The organism is Sphingomonas abietis (genome assembly GCF_027625475.1).
Lineage (GTDB): Bacteria > Pseudomonadota > Alphaproteobacteria > Sphingomonadales > Sphingomonadaceae > Solisphingomonas > Solisphingomonas abietis.
The window spans coordinates 1,711,542-1,732,005 of the sequence record NZ_CP115174.1 but is presented as its reverse complement, the minus strand read 5'-3'; the positions used below and the strand labels follow the sequence as shown (position 1 = coordinate 1,732,005).

19 protein-coding genes and 1 tRNA gene are annotated in these 20,464 nt (G+C 68.2%); 5 read left to right on the top strand and 15 right to left on the bottom strand.

All coding sequences use genetic code 11. The features are described 5' to 3' along the window. The 11 genes from xrtA to PBT88_RS08395 form a co-directional block, all read right to left on the bottom strand. Positions 1 to 1,539: an exosortase A gene (xrtA, locus tag PBT88_RS08445; RefSeq protein ID WP_270078751.1), complete on the bottom strand. Its 1,539-nt coding sequence runs from the start codon at positions 1,537 to 1,539 to the stop codon at positions 1 to 3. Next, positions 1,536 to 2,702, bottom strand: coding sequence for a TIGR03087 family PEP-CTERM/XrtA system glycosyltransferase (locus PBT88_RS08440; RefSeq protein WP_270078750.1), 1,167 nt, complete (start codon positions 2,700 to 2,702; stop codon positions 1,536 to 1,538). Before PBT88_RS08440 ends, xrtA begins: the two co-directional genes overlap by 4 nt. 4 nt (positions 2,703 to 2,706) lie before the next feature. Continuing rightward, positions 2,707 to 3,765 (bottom strand): FemAB family XrtA/PEP-CTERM system-associated protein, encoded by a 1,059-nt coding sequence (locus tag PBT88_RS08435; protein ID WP_270078749.1) that lies wholly within the window; start codon positions 3,763 to 3,765, stop codon positions 2,707 to 2,709. Continuing rightward, the gene (locus tag PBT88_RS08430; protein ID WP_270079207.1) at positions 3,762 to 4,601 is read right to left on the bottom strand and encodes an XrtA system polysaccharide deacetylase; all 840 of its coding nucleotides are present in this window, start codon (positions 4,599 to 4,601) and stop codon (positions 3,762 to 3,764) included. Before PBT88_RS08430 ends, PBT88_RS08435 begins: the two co-directional genes overlap by 4 nt. Positions 4,602 to 4,681: 80 nt before the next feature. Next, complete coding sequence (locus PBT88_RS08425) at positions 4,682 to 5,761, bottom strand: ExeA family protein (protein WP_270078748.1); 1,080 nt, start codon at positions 5,759 to 5,761, stop codon at positions 4,682 to 4,684. 16 nt (positions 5,762 to 5,777) lie between these two features. Continuing rightward, positions 5,778 to 7,388 (bottom strand): porin family protein, encoded by a 1,611-nt coding sequence (locus PBT88_RS08420; RefSeq protein ID WP_270078747.1) that lies wholly within the window; start codon positions 7,386 to 7,388, stop codon positions 5,778 to 5,780. Further along, positions 7,385 to 8,335: an AAA family ATPase gene (locus tag PBT88_RS08415; protein WP_270078746.1), complete on the bottom strand. Its 951-nt coding sequence runs from the start codon at positions 8,333 to 8,335 to the stop codon at positions 7,385 to 7,387. The genes PBT88_RS08420 and PBT88_RS08415 overlap by 4 nt, the downstream gene beginning before the upstream one ends. Positions 8,336 to 8,349: 14 nt before the next feature. Further along, on the bottom strand, positions 8,350 to 9,888 hold the full coding sequence (locus tag PBT88_RS08410) for an XrtA system polysaccharide chain length determinant (RefSeq protein ID WP_270078745.1): 1,539 nt from the start codon (positions 9,886 to 9,888) through the stop codon (positions 8,350 to 8,352). Positions 9,889 to 9,911: 23 nt separating this feature from the next. Then, a complete protein-coding gene (locus PBT88_RS08405) occupies positions 9,912 to 10,553 on the bottom strand; it encodes an XrtA/PEP-CTERM system exopolysaccharide export protein (RefSeq protein ID WP_270078744.1) in 642 nt (213 codons plus the stop codon). A gap of 100 nt (positions 10,554 to 10,653) precedes the next feature. Next, entirely contained in the window at positions 10,654 to 11,895 is a 1,242-nt protein-coding gene (locus PBT88_RS08400; RefSeq protein WP_270078743.1) for a pyridoxal-dependent decarboxylase, exosortase A system-associated, read from the bottom strand. Further along, complete coding sequence (locus tag PBT88_RS08395; RefSeq protein WP_456115223.1) at positions 11,892 to 13,415, bottom strand: acyl-CoA ligase (AMP-forming), exosortase A system-associated; 1,524 nt, start codon at positions 13,413 to 13,415, stop codon at positions 11,892 to 11,894. The genes PBT88_RS08400 and PBT88_RS08395 overlap by 4 nt, the downstream gene beginning before the upstream one ends. A gap of 52 nt (positions 13,416 to 13,467) precedes the next feature. Here PBT88_RS08395 and PBT88_RS08390 point away from each other — a divergent pair, with 52 nt between their 5' ends. From PBT88_RS08390 to PBT88_RS08375, 4 genes are read left to right on the top strand one after another with little or no spacing between them, the layout of a single operon-like run. Continuing rightward, positions 13,468 to 14,463, top strand: coding sequence for a GNAT family N-acetyltransferase (locus tag PBT88_RS08390; protein ID WP_270078741.1), 996 nt, complete (start codon positions 13,468 to 13,470; stop codon positions 14,461 to 14,463). A gap of 10 nt (positions 14,464 to 14,473) precedes the next feature. Then, positions 14,474 to 14,743, top strand: coding sequence for an acyl carrier protein (locus tag PBT88_RS08385; RefSeq protein WP_270078740.1), 270 nt, complete (start codon positions 14,474 to 14,476; stop codon positions 14,741 to 14,743). Beyond that, the gene (locus tag PBT88_RS08380; RefSeq protein WP_270078739.1) at positions 14,740 to 15,399 is read left to right on the top strand and encodes an alpha/beta hydrolase family protein; all 660 of its coding nucleotides are present in this window, start codon (positions 14,740 to 14,742) and stop codon (positions 15,397 to 15,399) included. Before PBT88_RS08385 ends, PBT88_RS08380 begins: the two co-directional genes overlap by 4 nt. Further along, the gene (locus PBT88_RS08375) at positions 15,396 to 16,202 is read left to right on the top strand and encodes a hydrolase 1, exosortase A system-associated (RefSeq protein WP_270078738.1); all 807 of its coding nucleotides are present in this window, start codon (positions 15,396 to 15,398) and stop codon (positions 16,200 to 16,202) included. Before PBT88_RS08380 ends, PBT88_RS08375 begins: the two co-directional genes overlap by 4 nt. Here the strand turns inward: PBT88_RS08375 and trxB are convergent. Beyond that, complete coding sequence (trxB, locus tag PBT88_RS08370) at positions 16,151 to 17,125, bottom strand: thioredoxin-disulfide reductase (protein WP_270078737.1); 975 nt, start codon at positions 17,123 to 17,125, stop codon at positions 16,151 to 16,153. The genes PBT88_RS08375 and trxB overlap by 52 nt on opposite strands. Positions 17,126 to 17,259: 134 nt before the next feature. Further along, a tRNA-Met gene (locus PBT88_RS08365) sits at positions 17,260 to 17,336 on the bottom strand. A gap of 166 nt (positions 17,337 to 17,502) precedes the next feature. Between PBT88_RS08365 and PBT88_RS08360 the strand changes: the two genes are divergently transcribed. Further along, the gene (locus tag PBT88_RS08360) at positions 17,503 to 17,910 is read left to right on the top strand and encodes a DUF3775 domain-containing protein (protein ID WP_270078736.1); all 408 of its coding nucleotides are present in this window, start codon (positions 17,503 to 17,505) and stop codon (positions 17,908 to 17,910) included. A gap of 4 nt (positions 17,911 to 17,914) precedes the next feature. On the opposite strand, the gene PBT88_RS08355 is transcribed toward PBT88_RS08360, so the two are convergent. Then, entirely contained in the window at positions 17,915 to 18,433 is a 519-nt protein-coding gene (locus PBT88_RS08355) for a 2'-5' RNA ligase family protein (protein WP_270078735.1), read from the bottom strand. Positions 18,434 to 18,440: 7 nt separating this feature from the next. Beyond that, positions 18,441 to 20,396 (bottom strand): potassium transporter Kup, encoded by a 1,956-nt coding sequence (locus PBT88_RS08350; protein ID WP_270078734.1) that lies wholly within the window; start codon positions 20,394 to 20,396, stop codon positions 18,441 to 18,443. Positions 20,397 to 20,464 lie beyond the last annotated feature (68 nt).

Below are 20,464 nucleotides of genomic sequence, written 5' to 3'. Positions count from 1 at the left end.
TCAGAGGCCCATATGCTGGAAGGCGGGGCCGATCGGGCCGATCGCGCCCAGGAAATGATCGACCGCCTGGCGGCCGCCCTTCGCCTCGTCCGCCGAGACCAGCAGCGCGGCGGCATATTGCGGGCCGCCGAACAGGTGCCGCTTGAGCGTCTCGATCTTCACCCGCGGCGCGCTGCCGGTGACGACGCCGCCGACATCGTAGAAGCTGACGACGACGCGGTGATGCTGGCCGGGCGCGACGATGCGCTCGGCGCGGCCGCCGTCGGGCGCCGGCAGGTCGGCGACCCACGACCAGTTGCCGTCCGGATCGACGGCGCCATGGCCGAAGCCGACCAGCGACCGGTTCTGACCCTGCCGGCTCTGCCCCTGCGATTCGAAATACGCGACCACGACATCCACCTCTTCGCCTGCGGCGTTGCGATAGCGTGCCGATGGCATCTGCGCACCATCGAAGCGTGGCCGCCAAGGCGTGACGCCGCTATCGACCACCGGCGCCCAGCCCGGCGGAGCAGGCAGGAGGATGGCCGGCGCGGCCCGGCCGGCGCCGGTGGCTAGCAGGCTCCACAGCGGCGCCGCGCAAGCGACCGCCAGCGTGGCGCAGGCCGTGGCAATGAGAGGCCAGCGGGCGCGCTGCTTCGCCGCCTCGCGCTCCACCGCCATCACATCGACCGCCGGCGCATCGGCCGGCTTGTCGAAGAAGCGCCAGCTCGCCGCCAGCACCACCGCGATCACCACCGCGAAGAAGATCCAGCCATAGACGACGTGATCGAATCCCGCCGCCGCCTGCGCGCCGCGATACTGGGCGACGAAGATCGTCCCGAAGGCGCGGATGGCGTTGGCGATCACCGGCACGATCACGCACACCAGCATGAACACCGCACGCCGGCCCCGGCTGCGGAACCCGAGATGCGCGACCAGTACGCCGAGCGCGATCATCGCGATCAGGAACTTGGCGCCCGAGCAGGCCTCCGCCACCTTGAACCAGCCGCCCGGCGTGTTGATGAACACCCCGTCGATCGTCGCCGGCACGCGCGCCATGTGGAGCAATATCATGCAGAGCCTCGCGGTCACCGTCTGGAGCGCGGGGATGACCGCATCGCCGAACGGCACGAGGAAGAAGGCATAGAAGAGCGGGAAGAGCAGTCCCGCGGTCGCGCCCCGGCCGAGCGTCGTCGCGACGGCGCCCTGGAGCATCATCACCAGCCCGAGCTGCCGCGCCACCGCGACGCCGGCCGCCTCGCCGAGCAGCCAGCCGAAGCCACCGATCGCGATCCACGCCAGCGGCAGCGGCCAGCCCTGCGGGGCGATCGCGCGCAGCATGGGCAAACGCTGCCACACCAGCCAGCCGATGATCGGGATGATGACCAGACAATGCTCGTAGGTGCTGCTGTCCCACCAGATCCACGCCATGTCGCCGGCATCGCGCGCGAACAGCAGCAGCAAAGCGGCCACGACCAACCCGAGCGCCGCGAGATGCACGCGCCAGCCGGCCAGCATGGGCCGGGCCGGGATCGCCGAAAGCCCGGCCGTCTCGCTCATATGTGGGCCAGCATTGCGTCGAGCGGGGCCAGCCGCGCCGCCCAGGCGTAGCGGGCTTCCACCTGCCGGCGGGCGGCGGCGCCGATCGCCTCGGCGCGGGCCGGATCGGCGAGCAGCGCCGACACCGCCGCCGCCTGTTCCGCATCGGCCACGATCAGGTCGCGCCCCGGTTCGGCGTCGATCCCCTCGAAGGCCTGTGGGCTGGCGACGACCGGACGGCCCATCGCCATCGCCTCCAGCACCTTGTTCTGGATACCGCGCGCGATGCGGAGCGGGGCGACCACGACGTCCGCCTGCGTCAGCCACGGCCGGACATCGGCCACCTCGCCGGTCACCTCGATCCCCTCGCCCAGCCCGGAGAGAGAAGGATCGGGCTTGCGGCCGACGATGGCGAAGCGGGCACCGGGATGCGCGGCGCGGATCGCGGGCATGGCCTCGCGCGCAAAGCCGTCGGCAGCCTCGATATTGGGCGGATAATCCATCTGGCCGGTAAACACGATCAGCGGCGTGGCGCCCGCTTCATGCGGCGCGGGACGGTAGCTTTCGAGATCGATGCCATTCTCCAGCACCTGCACCCGCTCCGCCGACATCTTGGCGCGATCACGGAACAGCGCCGCCTCGGCCTCGCTGACGAACAGCGAGACGACGGCGCGCCGCGCGGTCTCGCGCTCGAAATGGAACAGGCGACGCGCCTCACGCTGCCACATCCAGCGCATCGGCGGCGTCGCGGTGTCGCCATAGGATGCGAACTTCTCCGAATCCATGTCGACGAAGTCCATCATGAACGGGCGGTCGTCGGGCGCATATTGCGCCATCTGGCTGGAGAAGACGTAGAGCCGGTCGATCGGCTCGTCCGCCAGCACGCGATCGATGAAGGCGGACATGCCCTTGCTGGCAAAGGCCTTCACCGACACCGACGACCGCGTCGCCAAGGCCAGCGCCGCCGCCGCCCCGCGCGTTCGCGTCCGCCGCTCGACATGCATCTTGGCGACCAGCGGGCGCAGATGCTCGGCCGCCGCCTCGTCGGCCTCGTCGTCCGCGAAGGTGGCGAGGTGGACGCGGTGACGTTCAGCGAGATGCTTCAGGATGTGGTAGGAGCGGATCTTGTCGCCGCGATCGGGCGGATAAGGCACGCGATGGGCGAGGAACAGCAGGTCGCCCATCCGATCAGCCCAGCCCCCGCGCGATCGGCGGCCCCAATATGTTGGCCAGCCACAGCGGCAGCTTCTGCCACGCTCTGATCTTCGCCTGATATTTGGGGTTGAGCGGATTGACTTCGCGCGGCGCCTGCCCGTCCGCGGTGCGGATCGCATAGGCCAGCGGCTGCGGCTCGAAGCCCCAATTCTTCTTGTAGGCGAAGGCGCCGGTGCCGGGCTTGGAACGGCCGAAATCGAACGCCCTGCAGCCGCGTCGGCGGGCATGGCGCATCAGCGAGAAATACATCAGCTCATTCGCCCTCAACGCTCGCGCCCCGAAGGTGCCGCCCCCCCAATAGGGCATCACCGTACCATTGTGGTACAGGCTCAGCACCGAGGCAACCGGCTGACCGCCCTGCCGCACGGTGAGGATGTCGGCATCGTCGCCGAACGCATCGAGCATGCCGGCGAACAGCGCCTTCGGGAAGACCGGCGTGCCGAGATTGCGCACGCTCTCGGCATAGACGGCATAGTGCGCGGCGCGATCAGCACGGCCGGTGCCGATCTCGACCGTCAGCCCGCCATCGAGCGCCTTGCGGACCTCCGCGCGCTGCTTGCGCGGGATCGCCTTCAGCTCGGCCTCGTCATCGGCTGCGAGCGGACGCACGAAGCCGGCATAGCTTTCGGTCTTGAGCGTCCATGCGCCGCCGGTCGGCATCGCGCCGCCGCGCAGTTCGAGGCTCGGCATCCCAAGCTTCGCGGCGAGCGCCCAGCCCGCGTCGATCAGCGCCTCGGCCACCGCCGCGTCGTCGGCCAGCACGCCGCCGCCGACGGCAAAGCCGCTCGACGCCATCGCCTTGCCGAACAGCAGCGACTTCACCGCCGTCAGCGGCAGCACACCGGCGATCCGCCCGCCCCGCTCCGCCACCAGCATATGCGCCCGGTGGCCGGTGCCCTTCTCCACCCCATCAAGCCAGGCCGGAAGGTGAAAGGGTGTGCCCTGCGGATGGGCGCGGACATAGGCGGCAATCGCCACTCTGTCGGCCTCGCCCCGGATATCAATCGGCAACACCGCTTCGGCCGGATTCATGCCCGCTGGCCGGCGACGACGCGATCGACCCGATCCCAGGCGAATTCGCCGAGCAGCCGCTCCAGCTTGCCCTCCATCGCCGACAACCGGCTATAGTGGCGCAGGCGCGACCTGAGTGGCGCGCCGGCCATGCGCGGCTGGCCGGGATCGATCTCCCAGGGGTGGAAGTAGAACACCGCCGGCCGGTCGGCCTCGCCATTCACCTGGCGGATCGCCCAGCGGCTGAAGCGATAGGGCAGCAGCCGGAAGAAGCCGCCGCCGCCCGCCGCCAGCGTCCGCTCGCCAAGCTTCGCGGTGGTGACGGGCAGTTCGAGCATAGCGCTGTCCGCCACCGGCTTCCACACGAAGCGTGGACTTTCGGGCCAGCCATAATGATCATGTTTCACCGGCGCGACCGACGAGGAATAGGCATAGCCTTCCTCGGCCAGGATCGGGTGCGCCCAGGGCGTGCGGGTGTCGATCGAGAAGCTCGGCGCGCGATAGCCGGTGACGGCGGCGCCCGCCGCATCCTCGATCGCCGCCTTCGCACGGCGCAGATCGGCGCGGAACTGGTCCGGCGTCAGGGTGAAGACGCGATCATGGTCCCAGCCATGGCTGGCGATCTCGTGGCCCTCGGCGATGATCCGGCGCATCTGCAGAGGCGCCCGCTCCGCCACCCAGCCGAGCGTGAAGAAGGTCGCCTTCACCCCGGTTCGCGCGAACAGGTCGAGCACCGCATCGGTGTTGCGCTGCACGCGGCTTTCGAGGCGCGGCCAGTCGGCCTTGGCGATCACCTTCTCGAAGGCGCCGACCTGGAACCAGTCCTCGATATCGACCGACATCGCGTTGCGGATCATCATTCCCCCTTCGCCCGGGGCGACAGGATAGCGGCCCTCGCCATCATGGCGAAAGGAAACGGACATCGGATGCGCCCCGCTCAGCGGGTGGTGGAGTAGCGCGCGCCTGCGCCCGAGCTTATACCTGCGCCGATCGGCTCCTCGCGCTCCACCCAGTCGATCAGCAGGGTCAGCACGCGACGGATCGCGGCCTCCTGCTCGTCGAGCCGCTCTTCGAGCGAGGCGATGCGATCGAGCAGTTCGGGATCCTGCGCGGTGACGATGCGGACGGGGGCGGCCTCGGTCGGCGGCGCTGCCTCGATCGCGCGGCGCCTCGCCTCGGCCGGATCGGGCGCCGGCGCGCTCGCGCGCTCCTCACCCATGTCGGCCGCGACGAGATCGACCGTGTGGGCGTCGATGCGATCGAGCCCTTCGACCGAACCGTGCAACAGCACGCGGCCCGCCAGCATGTTCAGCCGACGCGGCACGCCGCCCGAATGCTTGTAGAACGCCGCGAAGCTGTCCTCGGTGAAATCGGGATTGCCCGTCCAGCCGACCAGCGACAGGCGGTGGCCGATATAGGGGGCGATCTCCTCCTCCTCCATCGGGGTCAGATGGTGAGTGGCGATCACGCGCTGGCGCAGCTGCTCGAGATGCTCGGAATGCTGGAAGCGATCGCGGAACTCCGGCTGGCCGAGCAGGAAGATCTGGAGCAGCGCCTGCCCGCCATTCTGGAAGTTGGACAGCATCCGCAGCTCTTCGAGCGCGGAGAGCGGCAGGTTCTGCGCCTCGTCCACGATCAGCAGCGTCTGGCGGCCTTCGGCGGCGTGGAGGCGCAGCGTCCGCTCGATCCGATCGAGCAGCTGCGCCTTAGCGAGGCCTTCGGTGGCGAGGCCGAGCTGCTGGGCGGTGAGCCGCAGCATGTCCTCATCCTCGACCTGGGTCGAAACCAGGCGGAGAACATGGAGCCGCTGCGGATCGATCGAGGCCATCAGATGGCCGACCAGCGTGGTCTTGCCCGCACCGACGTCGCCGGTGATGACGATGAAGCCCTCGCCCTGCGCCAGACCATAACCGAGATAGGCCATGGCGGTGCGGTGGGTCTTGCTCTCGAACCAGAAGCGCGCGTCCGGCGTCAGCTGGAATGGGCGATCGGTGAAGCCATAATGGCGATCATACATAACTCGGCCTTCCCAGTTACATCGTGTAGCGGACGGAGACCATGCCCGTGCCGACTACGTCGTTGCTGCGGTTCTCGCCCGATCCGGAGAAGATGCTGACGGACGCGGTGCCCGACAGATGCTCGCCGAAGCCGCGATAATAGCTCAGCGCACCACCATAGACCCAGTAGCTGGAGCTATTCAGCGCATCGTCGTCATACCAGCCGCCGACACCCGTGAACGAAACGCTCGATACCGGGGTGAGCTTGCGCACCGCGACACCGTTGGCCGTCACGCTTTGGGAGTTCGCCGCGTTGAGGTTGGCGATGGTCGGGCCGAAATCGGGCTGGAGATAATGGCGATGATCGTAATCGACGCCGATGCCATAGGTCCACAGCCCATGGCTGGTCGACCAGTTGGCATAGACGCCACGCGAGCGATAGAAATCGGAGCTGGCCGAGGACAAGGCCGGCAGACAGCCGCCCTGCCCGCCATTGGCACCGAACACGCAGCCGGCGAGCGTCGTCGGGATCGGCGCGGCGAAGCTGCTGAAATTGCTCGGCAGCGAGCCGACGCCGCTGCTCAGCTGCCGGCCGAAGCTCGTCACATCGTCATAGGCGACGACCTCGACCGTGCTGTTCGGGTCGATCTGGTGCTGGAAATGGCCGGTGACGACCGTCTCGCCCCAGCGCTTGCCGCCGCGCACTTCCAGCGAGGTGCGCGCGCTCGGCCGCCACAGCACGCCGACATCCCAGATCAGGCCGTCCTGATCGTAGGAGAGCAGGCGCTTCTTGCTGTGATCGCCCTGGAGATGGCGCTTGTCGTCGAGGATGGCATTGCCGTCCGCATCGGTCAGGATCGCGTCCTGCCCGGCCCGGTTGCGCTCGTAGCCGACCCCGCCGACCGCGGCGATCGCAGGCGTGATCGGCACGGTGATATCGGCCCGGCCATAATAATCGTCCATCCGCCCACCGAGGAAATGGATCTGATCCCGGCTGGCACCGCCCGACAGCGTGAGGCCGACCGGCAGGCCCAACCCACCCGGCTTGGTGCCGATCGAGGCGTCCACGACATGATCGGTGGTGGTGAAATTATCCTGAAGCACCGGCTGACCGGGGCCGAGATCGAGGCTGCCGTCCCCGTCCGACGCGCGCGTCCAGGCGAAACGATAGTCCGCGTTGAAGGCCAGATCGCCGAAATTGGTCGCATAGCTCGGCCCGACCTGCGCCGAGTAGATCTGCTGGGTGTTGCTGGTGTCGCCGGCGATGAAGGCCGGCGCGCGGCGGCCGTAATTGCCGCTGGTGCGGGTGGCGATGCCCGCCGCGTTGAACGACAGTTCCGGTGTCGGCTGGTAGACCAGCACGCCGAGCCCCTGGTGGACGTCGCTGTCCTGATATTTGTGGGACCAGGCGAAATAATGATCGTAGCGATAGTCGATCTGACCCTGGACATGCTTGCCGTCGAGCGTCGCATCCACGCCGGCACTGAGCCCGGTATAGGTCACCGCATCCTGGTCATGGCCGGACAGATCGGCGGTGAAGACCTGCTGCACCTCGATATAGGGCGTGATCGTGGTCCGCGCGGCGGCCGGCGCCGCGACGAGCGCCAGCATGCCGAGCCATGCGGAGGGGAGGACGATCCGTCTCATCCCTGCAATCCGTAATAGCGGCCGAAGCGACGGCTGGAGCCGCCGAACTCCACGCCGTTCAGCAGCAGCTGCGGCTTCGGGCAGGCCGAGAGCAGTTCGAGCGCCTCGCGCAATTCGGTCTCGCCGGTCTTCTCGGCGCGGACAACGAACAGCAGCTGGCCGGCGTGCATTGCCAGCACCGAGGCCGGCGAGGCCGCGAGCGCCGGGGGCGAATCGAACAGGATGATGCGGCGGGGATCGCGCGTCCGCAGCCGCTCCAGCACCTGCGTGGTCCGGGCCGAGGCGAGCAATTCGGTCGCCTCGTTGGTCTGGCGACCGGCGGGCAGCACCGAGAGGCCGGGAATGTCGGTGCGGATGATGCACCCTTCGACGTCGATGCCGGCATCGGCGATCGCGTCGATCAGGCCGGGGCCGCCTTCGAGGCCGAGGGTCGAGAGGATTTCCGGCTTGGCGACGTCGGCGTCGATCAGGATCACCTCGGCGTCCTTCTCGGCGGCGAGGCTGAGCGCCAGGTTGATCGCGCAGAAGGTCTTGCCCTCGTCGGGCCGGGCCGAGCCGATCAGGATGGTCCGCCCGGTCGGCGTCTCGTCCATGCCGCGCAGCAGCTGGCGCTTGACGATGCGGAACTCCTCGGCGAGCGCGGTAGCGCCGCTGTCCGGCACGATGAAGCCGCCATCGCGCAGATCGTCCATCGCGATCCGGCCGAAGCGCGGCGTGGCGGCCGGCCCCTGCCACGCGGGCGCGACGACCGGCTGCGCCGCCGGCGCGAACGAGACCGGCGCGGCGGGCGGCACCGGCTGCGGCACCGCCTCCGGCTGACCCGGGCCTCGCAGCTTTTCGCCGAAATCATAGACGTTCGCCGCCCGCTCGACGAGCGAAGGGCCACGCGGCCCCTTCGGGCGGCCATTGCCCTCGGGATCGGGCGCGATGGGGGTATGTTTGCTCATGCCGGCCCTGTCTTTCACGCCATCAAGCCGCGTTGGACGAATTCGACCGCGAGCAGGAGCATCAACGCCCCCGCCAGCGCGCCGCCCGCCCCCGCGAACCATTTCAACTGCTGCTTCTCGACGGCCTTCTGCTTCGGCCCCCGTACATAGCTGACCGCACCCAGCACCGGCAGGCCGCTCGCCGCCGCCAGCCCGGCCGGGGTCGAATAGCTCGACAGCAGCTTCTGGCGGAGGAAGGCGACGGCGGCCCCGCCGGCACAGGCGACGATCAGCACCGCGATCAGCAGCACCGGCCGCATCGGCTTGGCCGGCACCCGCGAGAAGCTCGGCGGATCGATGACGCGGAACTGCACGCTGCCATCCGAACTCTGGGCATCGGCGCGCAATTTGATCGCCTCGCGATCCTGGAGCATCTTGTCATATTGCTGCTGGAGCACGTCATGATCGCGCGACAGCTGGGATTGCTGGGCGGTCAGTTCGGGGGCGCCGGCCTGCTTGGCGGCGAAGCTCGCGAGATCGGCCTGCAGCTGGGCGCGGCGGGTGGAGAGCGCGGCATAGGTCGCCTGCTTGTCCGCCTGCATCGAGCGCAGCGAGAGATAGGCCGGGTTGGGCTGGCTGTTGGCACCGCCGCCGACATCGGCCGCCGCCGCGCCGGACAGGCGCGCGATCTGGCTCTTGAGCGCGATCACGTCGGGATGCTGATCGGTCCAGCCCTGCGCCTGATCGGCGGCGAGCTGCGCCTGCAACTGGCCCATCCGCTCGCGCGGGCCACCGGCGCCGGTCGCAGACGGCGGGCCGGCGATCGTGGCAGGCGTGCCGGCCAACTGACCATTGACCGCCGCCAGCGAGCTTTGCGCCGCCGCGAGGTTGGTCTCGACATCCTGCAGCTGCGACTGGGCGGCCTGCATCCGGTCGGCGATCGAGCCGGTGCCGGGCAGCATCCCCATATATTTGGTCTCGAACGCCTGCTGCTTGTTCTCGGCATCCTGCAACTGGGCGCCACGCTGGGCGAGCTGGGCATCGAGGAACTTGAGCGAGCGTTGCGCCTCGTCGGCATTGCCGGCGGAATAGCTCGAATAGAAGGCATCCAGCACCTTCTGCCCGACGATCTGGGTCAGATGCGCGTTTTGCGAGTCGGTGTAGCCGCCGCCGGACAGGCTGACGTCGAGCTCGAACAGATTGTCCTGCGTCGACTTGATCGCGATCGCGTTGGAGAGGCGCGTCACCTGCGCGGCGAGATCGCGGGGCGTGCCCGCCTGCTTGGCCAGTTCCGGCGTCGACTTGACGATCCCGGTCAGATTGTCGGCCGAGGTCAGCGTCTGGCGGAAGCTGTCGATATCCTGCTGCTGGTCGTTGGCGCTGATCCCCACCGCCTGCGGCAGGATCGACTGCGGCGTGATGTAGATCTTCGCCTTGCTCTGATAGGTGTTGGGGATGAGCGAGATGGCGAGCCAGCCCACCAGCGCGATCGCCCACGCCACCGCCAGCGCCAGCCAGCGGCGGCGCCAGACGGCGTGGATGCCGATACGAATCTCGTCGAGGATCGCCTGCATGTGCTTGCCTCAGCCCGCGCCGCTCAGAACATGCTCTCGGGGATGATGATGACGTCGCCCGGTTCCAGCTTCACGTTCGCCTTTACGTCGCCATGCTTCACCAGCCTGGCGATTTTGAGCGGATATTCGTGCTGCTTACCCGTTGCCTTGTCATAACGCACCAGCTTGGCCCGGTCACCTGCCGCATATTGGGACAGTCCGCCGACCGCGATCATCGCGTCGAGCAGGGTCATGTTGGCGCGATAGGGCAGGCTCGCGGGCTTGTCGGTCGCGCCGACCACCCGGATCTGCTGCGAGAAGGTGCCCGAGAAATTGTCCACCATCACCGACACCAGCGGATCGGAGACATATTTGCTGAGCGCCACCTTGATGTCGTCGGCGAGCTGCGCAGGCGTCTTGCCGGTCGCGGGCAGGTCGGCGATCAGCGGCGTGGTGATGCGGCCGTCGGGGCGGACCTGCACCTTGGCGCCGAGCTCCGGATTGCGCCACACGAAGATGGTGAGCTGATCGAGCGGGCCGATCAGATATTGCTCGCCGGGATCCTGCTGATTGGACACGAAGGTCGCGGGCGGCAGCACCGGACCACTGCTCGTGGATGCGCAACCGGTGACGACGCTCGCCATCATGGCTGCCAGCACCGTCTTAGAAGCGCCCTCGAACCGCATAACAAATCCCCTTAGCCGTCAGGACGGCCTGCATGCCGATGCATCGACATACACCCGCCTGGGTCGTTCGACACTCGGCCTAGCCCCGGAGAGGTGAATTTTACGTTAGGGCAGCAGCGTTTACAGCAGAAATGGCGATTTCGCGGGCCGGCGGATGGCCCAGGAACGCCGCCGGGGAAGCGGTGGCGCCATAGGCCCCGGCCAGGAACACGGCGATGACGTCACCCTCGTCCGCGCGGGGCAACATCGCATCGTCGGCGAGCCGGTCGAGCGGCGTGCAGAGGCAGCCGACGACGCTGACCTCCTCCTCCGCATCGTCCCCGAACCGACCGGCGACCGCGACCGGATAGTTGCGGCGGACGACCGTGCCGAAATTGCCCGACGCGGCCAATTGGTGATGCAGCCCGCCGTCGGTGACGAGGAAGGTCTTGCCGTGGCTATCCTTCCGCTCGACGATGCGGGTGAGATAGACGCCGGCCTCCGCCACCAGCCAGCGCCCCAGCTCAATCGCGTAGCGCTGCGGCTCGTCGCCGATCCAATCGGCCAGCGCCGCGCCGATCGCGGTGACGTCGATCGCCTTGTCGCCCGCGAAATAGGGGATGCCGAAGCCCCCGCCGAGATTGACCAGTGGTGCGCGCGCGCCGCTTTCGGCATCGATCCGGTGGGCAAGCGCGACGCTGTTGGCCTGGGTCTCGATGATCGCGGCGCCGTCGAGCGACTGGGAGCCGGCGAAGATGTGCAGCCCGCGATAGTCCGCGCCGGCCGCGACCAGCCGACGGACCAGCGGCACCACCCGCGCCTGATCGACACCGAAGGGCTTGGCACCGCCCCCCATCCGCATTCCCGATCCGCGCAGCTCGAATTCGGGGTTCACCCGCACCGCGAGGCGCGGGGTCAGGCCGAGCCCGTCAGCCGCCGCCAGCGCGCGCTCCGCCTCGCGTTCGGATTCGAGATTGATCGTGGCACCGGCACGGATCGCGGCTTCCAGCTCCCGCGTCCGCTTGCCGGGGCCGGCGAAGCTGATGTGCGCCGCTCCCATACCCGCCGTGATCGCGCGCACCAGCTCGCCTTCCGAGGCGACATCGAAGCCATCGACCATCCTGGCCATCGCTTCGACCAGCGGCACGAACGGGTTGGCCTTGATCGCATAATGGATTTCCAGCCCTGCCGGCATCGCCGCCCGCAACGCCGCGACCCGCGCCGCGACCATCGCCAGATCGTAGACGAACAGAGGCGTATCGCCGGCCATCCCGATCAGCGAGGCGACGTCATGACCGCCGATCGACAGCTGCCCGGCGGCATCGGCGCCATAGCCGGGCGGGATCGGGCCGAGCGGCTTCATGCGTCATGCTCCCGCGCGCCATGCTCCCGCGCAATCGCGGCACGATCGAGCTTGCCGTTCGGGTTGCGCGGCAACGCCGCCACCCAGACCAGTTCGCGCGGCTGCTGGAAGCTGGGCAACGCGGCCTTGAAATGCGCCAGCAGGCGGGCGCTGTCGCCATCGCCGCGCAGGATCAGCCGGATCGCCTGCCCCACCCGCTCGTCGGGCACGCCGATCGCGATCGCCTCGGCCACACCGCCGCTCGCCATCGCCGCCTCCTCGATCTCGGTCGGGCTGACCCGGTTGCCGGACACCTTGATCATCTCGTCGTCGCGCCCGACAAAGCGGAGCAGGCCGTCTCCGCCCCGCGTCACCGTATCGCCGGACCACACCGCCATGCCGCCTAGTCGCGACGCGGACGGTGCGGGCCGAAACCGCAGCGCGCTGCGCTCGGTATCACGCCAATAGCCCTGCCCCACCAGCGGCCCGGCATGGACGAGTTCGCCCGGCTCGTCATCGTCCGCCAGGCGGCCGCCGGGGCGTACCACCATCACCTCGGCGAAGGGGATGGCCCGCCCGATCGAGTCGGGATGGCTGTCGACCAGCGCCGGATCGAGCCGGGTCGAGCGGAAGGCTTCGGTGAGACCATACATCAATGTCAGGCTGGCCTGCGGGAAGAGCGAGCGCAAGCGCCGCACCAGCGGCAAGGCCATCCGCCCGCCGGTCGCCGACAGGATGCGCAGCCTCGCGGCGGTTTCGGCCGGCCACTTCGCCTCGGCCAGTTGCAGCCAGAGCGGCGGCACCCCGGCCATCACCGTGACGTCATGCCGTTCCACCGCGCGCACCACATCCGCCGCGACGAGATAATCGAGCGGCACCACCGCGGCCCCCGCCGCCCAGGTCGAGAGCAGCTGGTTGAGGCCGGCATCGAAGCTCAACGGCAGCACCGCGAGCGTCCGGTCCTCGGGCGTGACGCCGAGATAATGCGCCACCGCGATCGCGCCGAGCCAGAGATTGGCGTGGCTCAGCATCACGCCCTTGGGGCGACCGGTCGATCCCGAGGTGTAGAGCAAGGCGGCGAGCGCATCGGTGTCGCCGCTCGACGGCGACATGGGCGACGGATGCGATCCCAGCTCCGCCTCCATTGCAATCGTGCAACCGGCCGGCACGTCGCCCGGCTCGAGCAGGGCGGCACGCGCCGGCTGGGTGACGAGCAGCCGCGCCCCGCTGTCGGCGAGAATATGGGCGAGCTGCTGGCGCTTGAGCAAAGGGTTCACCGGCACATGCACCAGCCCGGCGCGCGCGCAGGCCAAAGCCATCAGGCACGCCGTCCGCGTCTTGGGGAGCCAGCTCGCGATCCGGTCGCCCGGCGCCGCCCGCGCGGCGAGATGCGCGGCGAGCATGCCCACCGCCTCGTCCAGCCCGGCATAATCGAGGGCCCCCTGGCGATCGACCAGCGCCGGGTCGGACGGACGCCCGCGCAGGACCAGCCGATCCAGCCGCTGCGCCACCGGCTCCAGCCCATCCCATTCGCTCTGCACTTGCACTATCGGCCCCTCACGCGCCACAGGTCGCGCCGAGGGGAATAGCGCGATGCCGGTCTCGGTGGAATGGTATGACGATCTCGATGCGGTCGCCGCCGATGCCGGCGACACCCTCGATCGCGCCCACCAGCCCTGGCTCTACGGCCGGCTCGACTGGTTCCGACTGACCCGCGAGCACGTCCTGCCCGACGCGAAACTCGCGATCCTGCGCATCCGCAGCGGTGAAGCGACGGCATGGCTGTTCCTGATCGAGTCCGCGCCGCGCCGCGCCGCGCCGCTGGCCAGCTGGTACACGCTGCGCTTCGCGCCGGTGCTGCACGGCGACGCCGCCGCCGCGCTGCTGCCCGATCTCTATCGTGCCGCCGCCCGACGGTTCGACGTGCTGGAGCTCCGCCCGCTGGACGCGCCGACCATGCCCGAGGGCTGGCGCAGCTTCGCGCGACGCACCTCGTCCAACTGGACGCTGGAGACGAACGGCCGAAACTTCGCGACATATTGGGCCGAACGCCCGGCCAGAACCCGCAATACGGTGCTTCGCCGCATGAAGAGCCACCCCGTTTCGATCGAGATTCATCGAGATTTCGATCCGGCAGCATGGGCGGATTATGAGGCGGTCTACGCCGAAAGCTGGAAACCCCAGGAAGGCTCCCCCGCCTTTCTTCGCGCCCTCGCCGCCCAGGAGGCCGCAGCCGGCACGCTCCGCCTCGGCATCGCGCGCGGCACCGGCGGGCGTGCCGTCGCCGCGCAATTCTGGCTGATCGAGCGCGGCATCGCCACCATCCACAAGCTCGCGCATCGCGAAAGCGCCAAATCCGGTTCCCCCGGATCGCTGCTCAGCCACGCGATGTTCCGGGCGGCGATCGATGGCGACCAGGTGGCACGGATCGACTTCGGGCTGGGCGACGAACCCTATAAGGTCGAATGGGTCGATACGCCCCATCCGGTCTGGCGGGTCGATGCCTACCGCCCGGCATCGTGGCGTGGCGCGATCGGCGTCGCCCGCGAGGTCGCCGGCCGGCTTGCCCGTCCCGTCCGGCGCGGCTAGTCGAACGCAGATGAGCGAACCCATTCCGACGATCGAAGACCGCCTGCGCGCGATCCTGCGCGACGTGCTGGGCCTGAGCGAGGCGCGCGCCGCCGCGATCGACGCGGACACGCCGCTGTTCGGCGCGATGCCCGAGCTCGATTCGATGGCGGTCGCCGGGCTGCTCACCGAGATCGAGGATCGCCTCCATATCTTGATCGAGGATGACGAGATCGGTGGCGAGATGCTGGAAAGCTTCGGCGGCCTCACCGCCTTCGTCCGCGCCAAGCAGGGCACATGACCGGACGCCCCCGCGTCCATAGCTATGCCGATGGCGAGTTCATGCTCGCATATGGCCCGATCGACGGGCCGCAAATCCTTGTTCTCCAGCCTCTTTTCGAAGAAATGAATCGGTGCCGGGCGTTCGTGGCCGGTCTCTGCCGGACGCTGGCGGCACGCGGCATCGGTTGCTGGCTGCCCGATCTTCCCGGCGCAGGCGAGAGCATGCGCGCGCTGGAGTCGGTCGGCTGGGCCGACTGGAACGCGGCGAGCGACGCAGCCGCCGCCCTGATCGCGGCCGAGACCGGTATCGTGCCGCTATCCGTCTCGATCCGGGGCGGCGCGCTGATCGAACCGGAGCGAAGCCCGCGTCGCTGGCGATTTTCGCCGACCACCGGGCGATCGCTGTTGAGCGACCTGCGACGCAGCGCTTTGGCCAGCGGCAGCGATCCGGCGACCCCCGCCGGTTATCGGATCGGCAGCGATCTCGTCGCTGGGCTCGAGACAGCCAATCTCCCTGCCGGCAGCCCGATCCGCACGCTCCGCCTGATGTCCGACGATCGCGAGGCCGATCGGCGCATCGAAGGCAGCCCGATCTGGCGACGCCCCGAGCCGATATCGGACCCGACCATGCTGATGCTCGTCGCGGATGATATCACCGATTGGACAAGGGCTTGAGAGAGATACTGGCGATCGACTGCCATGGCGACAACCTACTCGCCACGCTCGACGGCCCCGCCGAGGCCACGATCGGGTGGCTGTTCGTGATCGGCGGCACCCAGACGCGGGTCGGGCCGCATCGATTGTACGAACGTCTCGCGGCGCGGCTGGCCGGCGCCGGGCACGCCGTCATCCGTTTCGATCGCCGGGGCGTGGGCGACAGCGGCGGCGAGGATCCGGGCTACGACGCCAGCGACGCCGACATCGCCGCGGCGCTCGAAGCGCTTCGCCGCCGCTTCCCGGGATTGTCCGCCCTTCACGGTTTAGGATTGTGCGACGGTGCCGCCGCGATTGCCCTGGCGTCGCCGAAACTTGCCGGCGCGGTGCTGGCCAATCCTTGGGTGATCGAACCCGCCGACGACCTGCCGCCCGTCGCCGCGATCCGCAGTCACTATCGAAAAAGGCTTTCCGATCCCGCCGCTTGGCGGCGCCTGCTGAGCGGCGGTGTGAATTTCACCAAGCTCTTTCGCGGGGTGATGCGATCGCGCGCGCGCGAGGATGACGGCCTTTTCGCCCGCTTCCTGTCAGGAATGCCACAGCAGAGCCGCATCGTGCTGGCGGACGGCGACGGCACCGCCCAGGCGTTCGCCGCCGCCTGGCGCGGCCACAAGGGCCGGAAGCCGCCGGCGACGATCGTCTCGATCGCCACCGCCTCGCACAGCTTCGCGGATGCGCCAGCGTTCGAGGCGCTGGCGCAAACCCTGCTCGATCACTCGGCGGCGACGGCTTCCTCGGCTTCGAAATCAGCTTCGGCGAGATAGCGCTCGGCGTCGAGCGCGGCCATGCAGCCGGTGCCCGCCGCCGTGATCGCCTGCCGGTAGAGCTTGTCCATCACATCGCCGCAGGCGAACACGCCCGGAACCGAGGTATGGGTCGTTCCCGGCGTCACCTTGATATAATGATCGGCATCGAGTTCGAGATGGCCCTCGAACAATTCGGTCGCCGGATGGTGGCCGATCGCCACGAAGCCGCCATCGACATCAAGACGGCTGGTCTCGCCGGTCACGGTGTCCTTGAGATCGAGCGCGACGAGGCCCTGATTGCCCTCGCCGGCGACGAACTGGTCGATCTCGGTGTTCCACAGCACCTTGATGCCGTGATGCTTGAACAGGCGCTCTTGAAGGATCTTTTCGGCCCGCAGCGAATCGCGGCGATGGATCAGGGTGACGTCATGGCTGTGGTTGGTGAGGTAGAGCGCCTCTTCCACCGCGGTGTTGCCGCCGCCGATCACCGCCACCTTCTTGCCGCGGAAGAAGAAGCCGTCGCAGGTCGCGCAGGCGGAGACGCCCTGTCCGCGCAGCTTCTGCTCGCTCTCCAGCCCCAGCCACTTGGCCTGCGCCCCGGTGGCGATCACCAGCGTGTCGCCGAGATAGACATGGCCGCCGTCGCCGACGAGGCGGAACGGACGCTGCGAAAGATCGACCTCGACGATCGTGTCCCACATCATTTGCGCGCCGACATGCTCGGCCTGCGCCTGCATCTCCTCCATCAGCCACGGCCCTTGGATTACCTCGCGGAAGCCGGGATAATTTTCGACGTCGGTGGTGGTGGTCAGCTGGCCGCCCGGCTGGATGCCCTGCACGACGATCGGCGCCATGCCGGCGCGCGCGCCATAGATGGCGGCGGAAAGACCCGCCGGGCCGGAGCCGAGGATGAGCATGCGCGTGGAATGGGTAGCGGTCATGATAGGGTTCCGATGGAAGATTTGCCCACCAGATAGGATGCTGCCCCCCTCCCGCGCAACCACGGGATTTCCGGTCAGTCTGATCGATGAAATGCCGGCCGCGGAGCCATACCGGGCTCGGTGGACGGCTGCGGTGGTAGCGGAAGAGGGACTTGAACCCCCGACCCCAGGATTATGATTCCCGTGCTCTAACCAGCTGAGCTACTCCGCCCCGCAGCCCCCGTGGGGCACTGGGCCGCCTCGGGAAGCGCGGCCTATAAGGAGGCTCGGCGGCGCAGTCAACAGCTTCGCAATGCATTCGGAACCGGAGCGCCTTCGCGTCGTTTCGCCGCCAAGCCCGAGTGATTTGCTCCCGATTGATTTACCAAGGAACCGCGATGGACCTCGTAACCCCCCTCGACATCATCTGCCGCATCATCGTCCGCGCCCGCGAACTGGAAGCGCAGGTGCCGGGAATCGATCCGGACAATGACGATCCGGTCAATGATTCGGACGATGATCGCGATGTGCTGGAGGATGAGCTCGACGAGACCGTGCAGGACGAACTGCGCGCGGTCATCGACGATCTCGCCGACGATCAGCAGGCCGAGATCCTCGCGCTCGCGATGGTCGGCCTCGGCACCTATGACGCCTCCGAATGGGACGACGCGCTCGACGAGGCCAATGACAAGGATAGCGAACCGGCGGTCGACCTGCTGCTCGACATGCCCACGCTCTCCGAAAATCTGGAAGCGGGCCTCGCCGCGTTCGATCTGAGCTGCGACGGCGTCGGTCAGGTCGATTGAGGCCTCAACCGGCGAATCGATAGCGGGCGACGGGTTCCCAGGGGCCGCCACGATAGAAGAAGGTCGCGACACCCGTCAGCAGCAGCGGGCGAGGGTCGCGAAACTCCTGCTCCATCTGGCGGTGCAGCGCCTTGGCATCGGCCGGATCGGCCTTGTTCTGGATGGTGACGTGCGGCCGCCACCCGGCTGAATCCTGTGGCGTCAGCAGTCCTACAAAGGCCTCTGCCAAGCGCTCCCGAAGCGCCTCCAGCGCGCCACAGCGCACGCGCAGGGCCACGCCCCTGCCCAGCATCATCGGCTCGCCAATCGACGCCTCAGGGCGTCTCAGCGTCCGCGTTTCCGCCCTTAGCCGCCTATCGAGTTCGGGCAGCAGGCTGGGCGGCAGATGATGGAACAGGGTCAGATGGGCGGGCAGTTGATTGCGTTCGGCCGGGAAATGGGTCTGCCGCAGGCGATCGAGCCAGGCAAAGTCCGCCGGCCCGAAATCGGCCGCGACGATGACCGGGGCGCCGGCGCCGGTCACGGCCTGCTCAAATCTCGACCTGGCTGCCCAGCTCGACGACGCGATTGGACGGCAGCTTGAAGAATTCCATCGCGCTTTCCGCGTTGCGGAGCATCCAGGCGAACAGTTTCTCGCGCCAGATCCACATGCCCGGCCGCGACGAGGCGATCAGCGTCTGGCGGGCAAGGAAGAAGCTGGTGTCCATCATCCGCAGCGGAGCGCCGATGCCCTGCACATTGGAGAGCGCCGCCGGTACGTCCGGCTCCTGCATGAAGCCGTAATGGACCACCATGCGGTAGAAGCCCTGCCCAAACTCCTTCACCTGCGTGCGATAGGCCTGGCCGACATAGGGCACATCCTCGATCCGCACCGTCAGCAGGATCACGCGCTCGTGCAGCACCTTGTTGTGCTTGAGGTTGTGGAGCAGCGCGTGCGGCACGCCATCGCGCGCGGTGGTCATGAACACGGCGGTGCCGGGCACCCGCTCGGCCGAATTGGCGGCGGATTTCACGAACACCTGCACCGGCATCGCCACTTCGCTGAGCCGTTTCAGCATCAGCTCGCGGCCCTTGGCCCAGGTGGTGAGCAGCGTGAAGGCGATGAAGCCGATCAGCAGCGGGAACCAGCCGCCATCGGGCACCTTGGTGAGGTTCGCGGAGAAATACGCGAGATCGACCATCAGGAACAGGCCGATGGTCGCGCCCGCCAGCAGCTTGTTCCAGCGCCACAAGGAGAAGAGCAAGGTCGCCAGCAGCAGCGTGTCGATCAGCATCGCGCCGGTCACCGCGATGCCATAGGCGGCCGCGAGATTGGTCGAGGTGCGGAAACCCAGCACCAGCAGGATCACCATGATCATCAGCGTCCAGTTGATCGCCGGGATATAGATCTGCCCGGCAGCCGCGGCCGAGGTGTGGGTGATGCGCAGGCGCGGGATGAAGCCGAGCTGGATCGCCTGCTGGGTGACCGAGAAGGCGCCCGAGATCACCGCCTGCGAGGCGATCACCGTCGCCATCGTCGCGAGGACCACCATCGGCAGACGGAAATGCTCGGGTGCGAGCAGGAAGAAGGGGGACTTGATGATCTCCAGCGCGTCCGCCGGGCTCGCCGAGAGGATCATGGCGCCCTGCCCGAAATAATTGAGCATCAGCGCCGGCAGCACGAACACCAGCCAGGACATGCGGATCGGCGGGCGGCCGAAATGGCCCATATCGGCATAGAGCGCCTCGGCGCCGGTCACCGCCAGCACCACCGAGCCCATCGCCAGGAAGGCATGGACCGGCTGATCGCCGAAAAAGGCCAGCGCGTAGGCCGGGTTGAGCGCCCACAGCACGCTGGGCATCGCGATCATGTTGACGATGCCGAGCACCGCCAGCACGGTGAAATAGAGCAGCATGATCGGGCCGAACAGCACGCCGATCCGGGCGGTGCCCCGCGCCTGGAGCATGAACAGGCCGATCAGGATCGCAATCGCGATCGGGATGACGAATTCGCCCATCCCGCTCTCGACGACGGTGAGGCCTTCGACCGCCGACAACACCGAAATCGCCGGGGTGATCATCGAATCGCCGAAGAACAGCGCGGTGGCGAACACGCCGAGCAGCACCAGCCCCCGGGTCCAGCGCTTCTCGCCCGAGACCGAGCGCGAAACCAGCGCCAGCAGCGCCAGGCTGCCGCCCTCGCCCTTATTGTCGGCGCGCATGATGATCGAGACGTACTTGATCGTCACCACCACCATCATCGACCAGAAGATCAGGCTCAGCACGCCCATGACGTGCAGCGAATCCGGCCGCAGCGGGTGATGACCAGCGAAGGTTTCGCGAAAGGCATAGATCGGGCTCGTGCCGATATCGCCGAACACGACGCCGATCGCGCCGACCGACAGCTTGAGCAGGCTCTCGCCCGTGCGACCGGCATGACCATCCTGCGGAATGAGCGACTCGTCGCCCGGATTCGGCGGCAACACCTTGTCCTGCGCGTCGTTCATCGGAAGGTCATCGGAGAGAGGCGATGACGTCGAAGGGTCACTCGATCAATTCCCGCCACTTTCGCCGG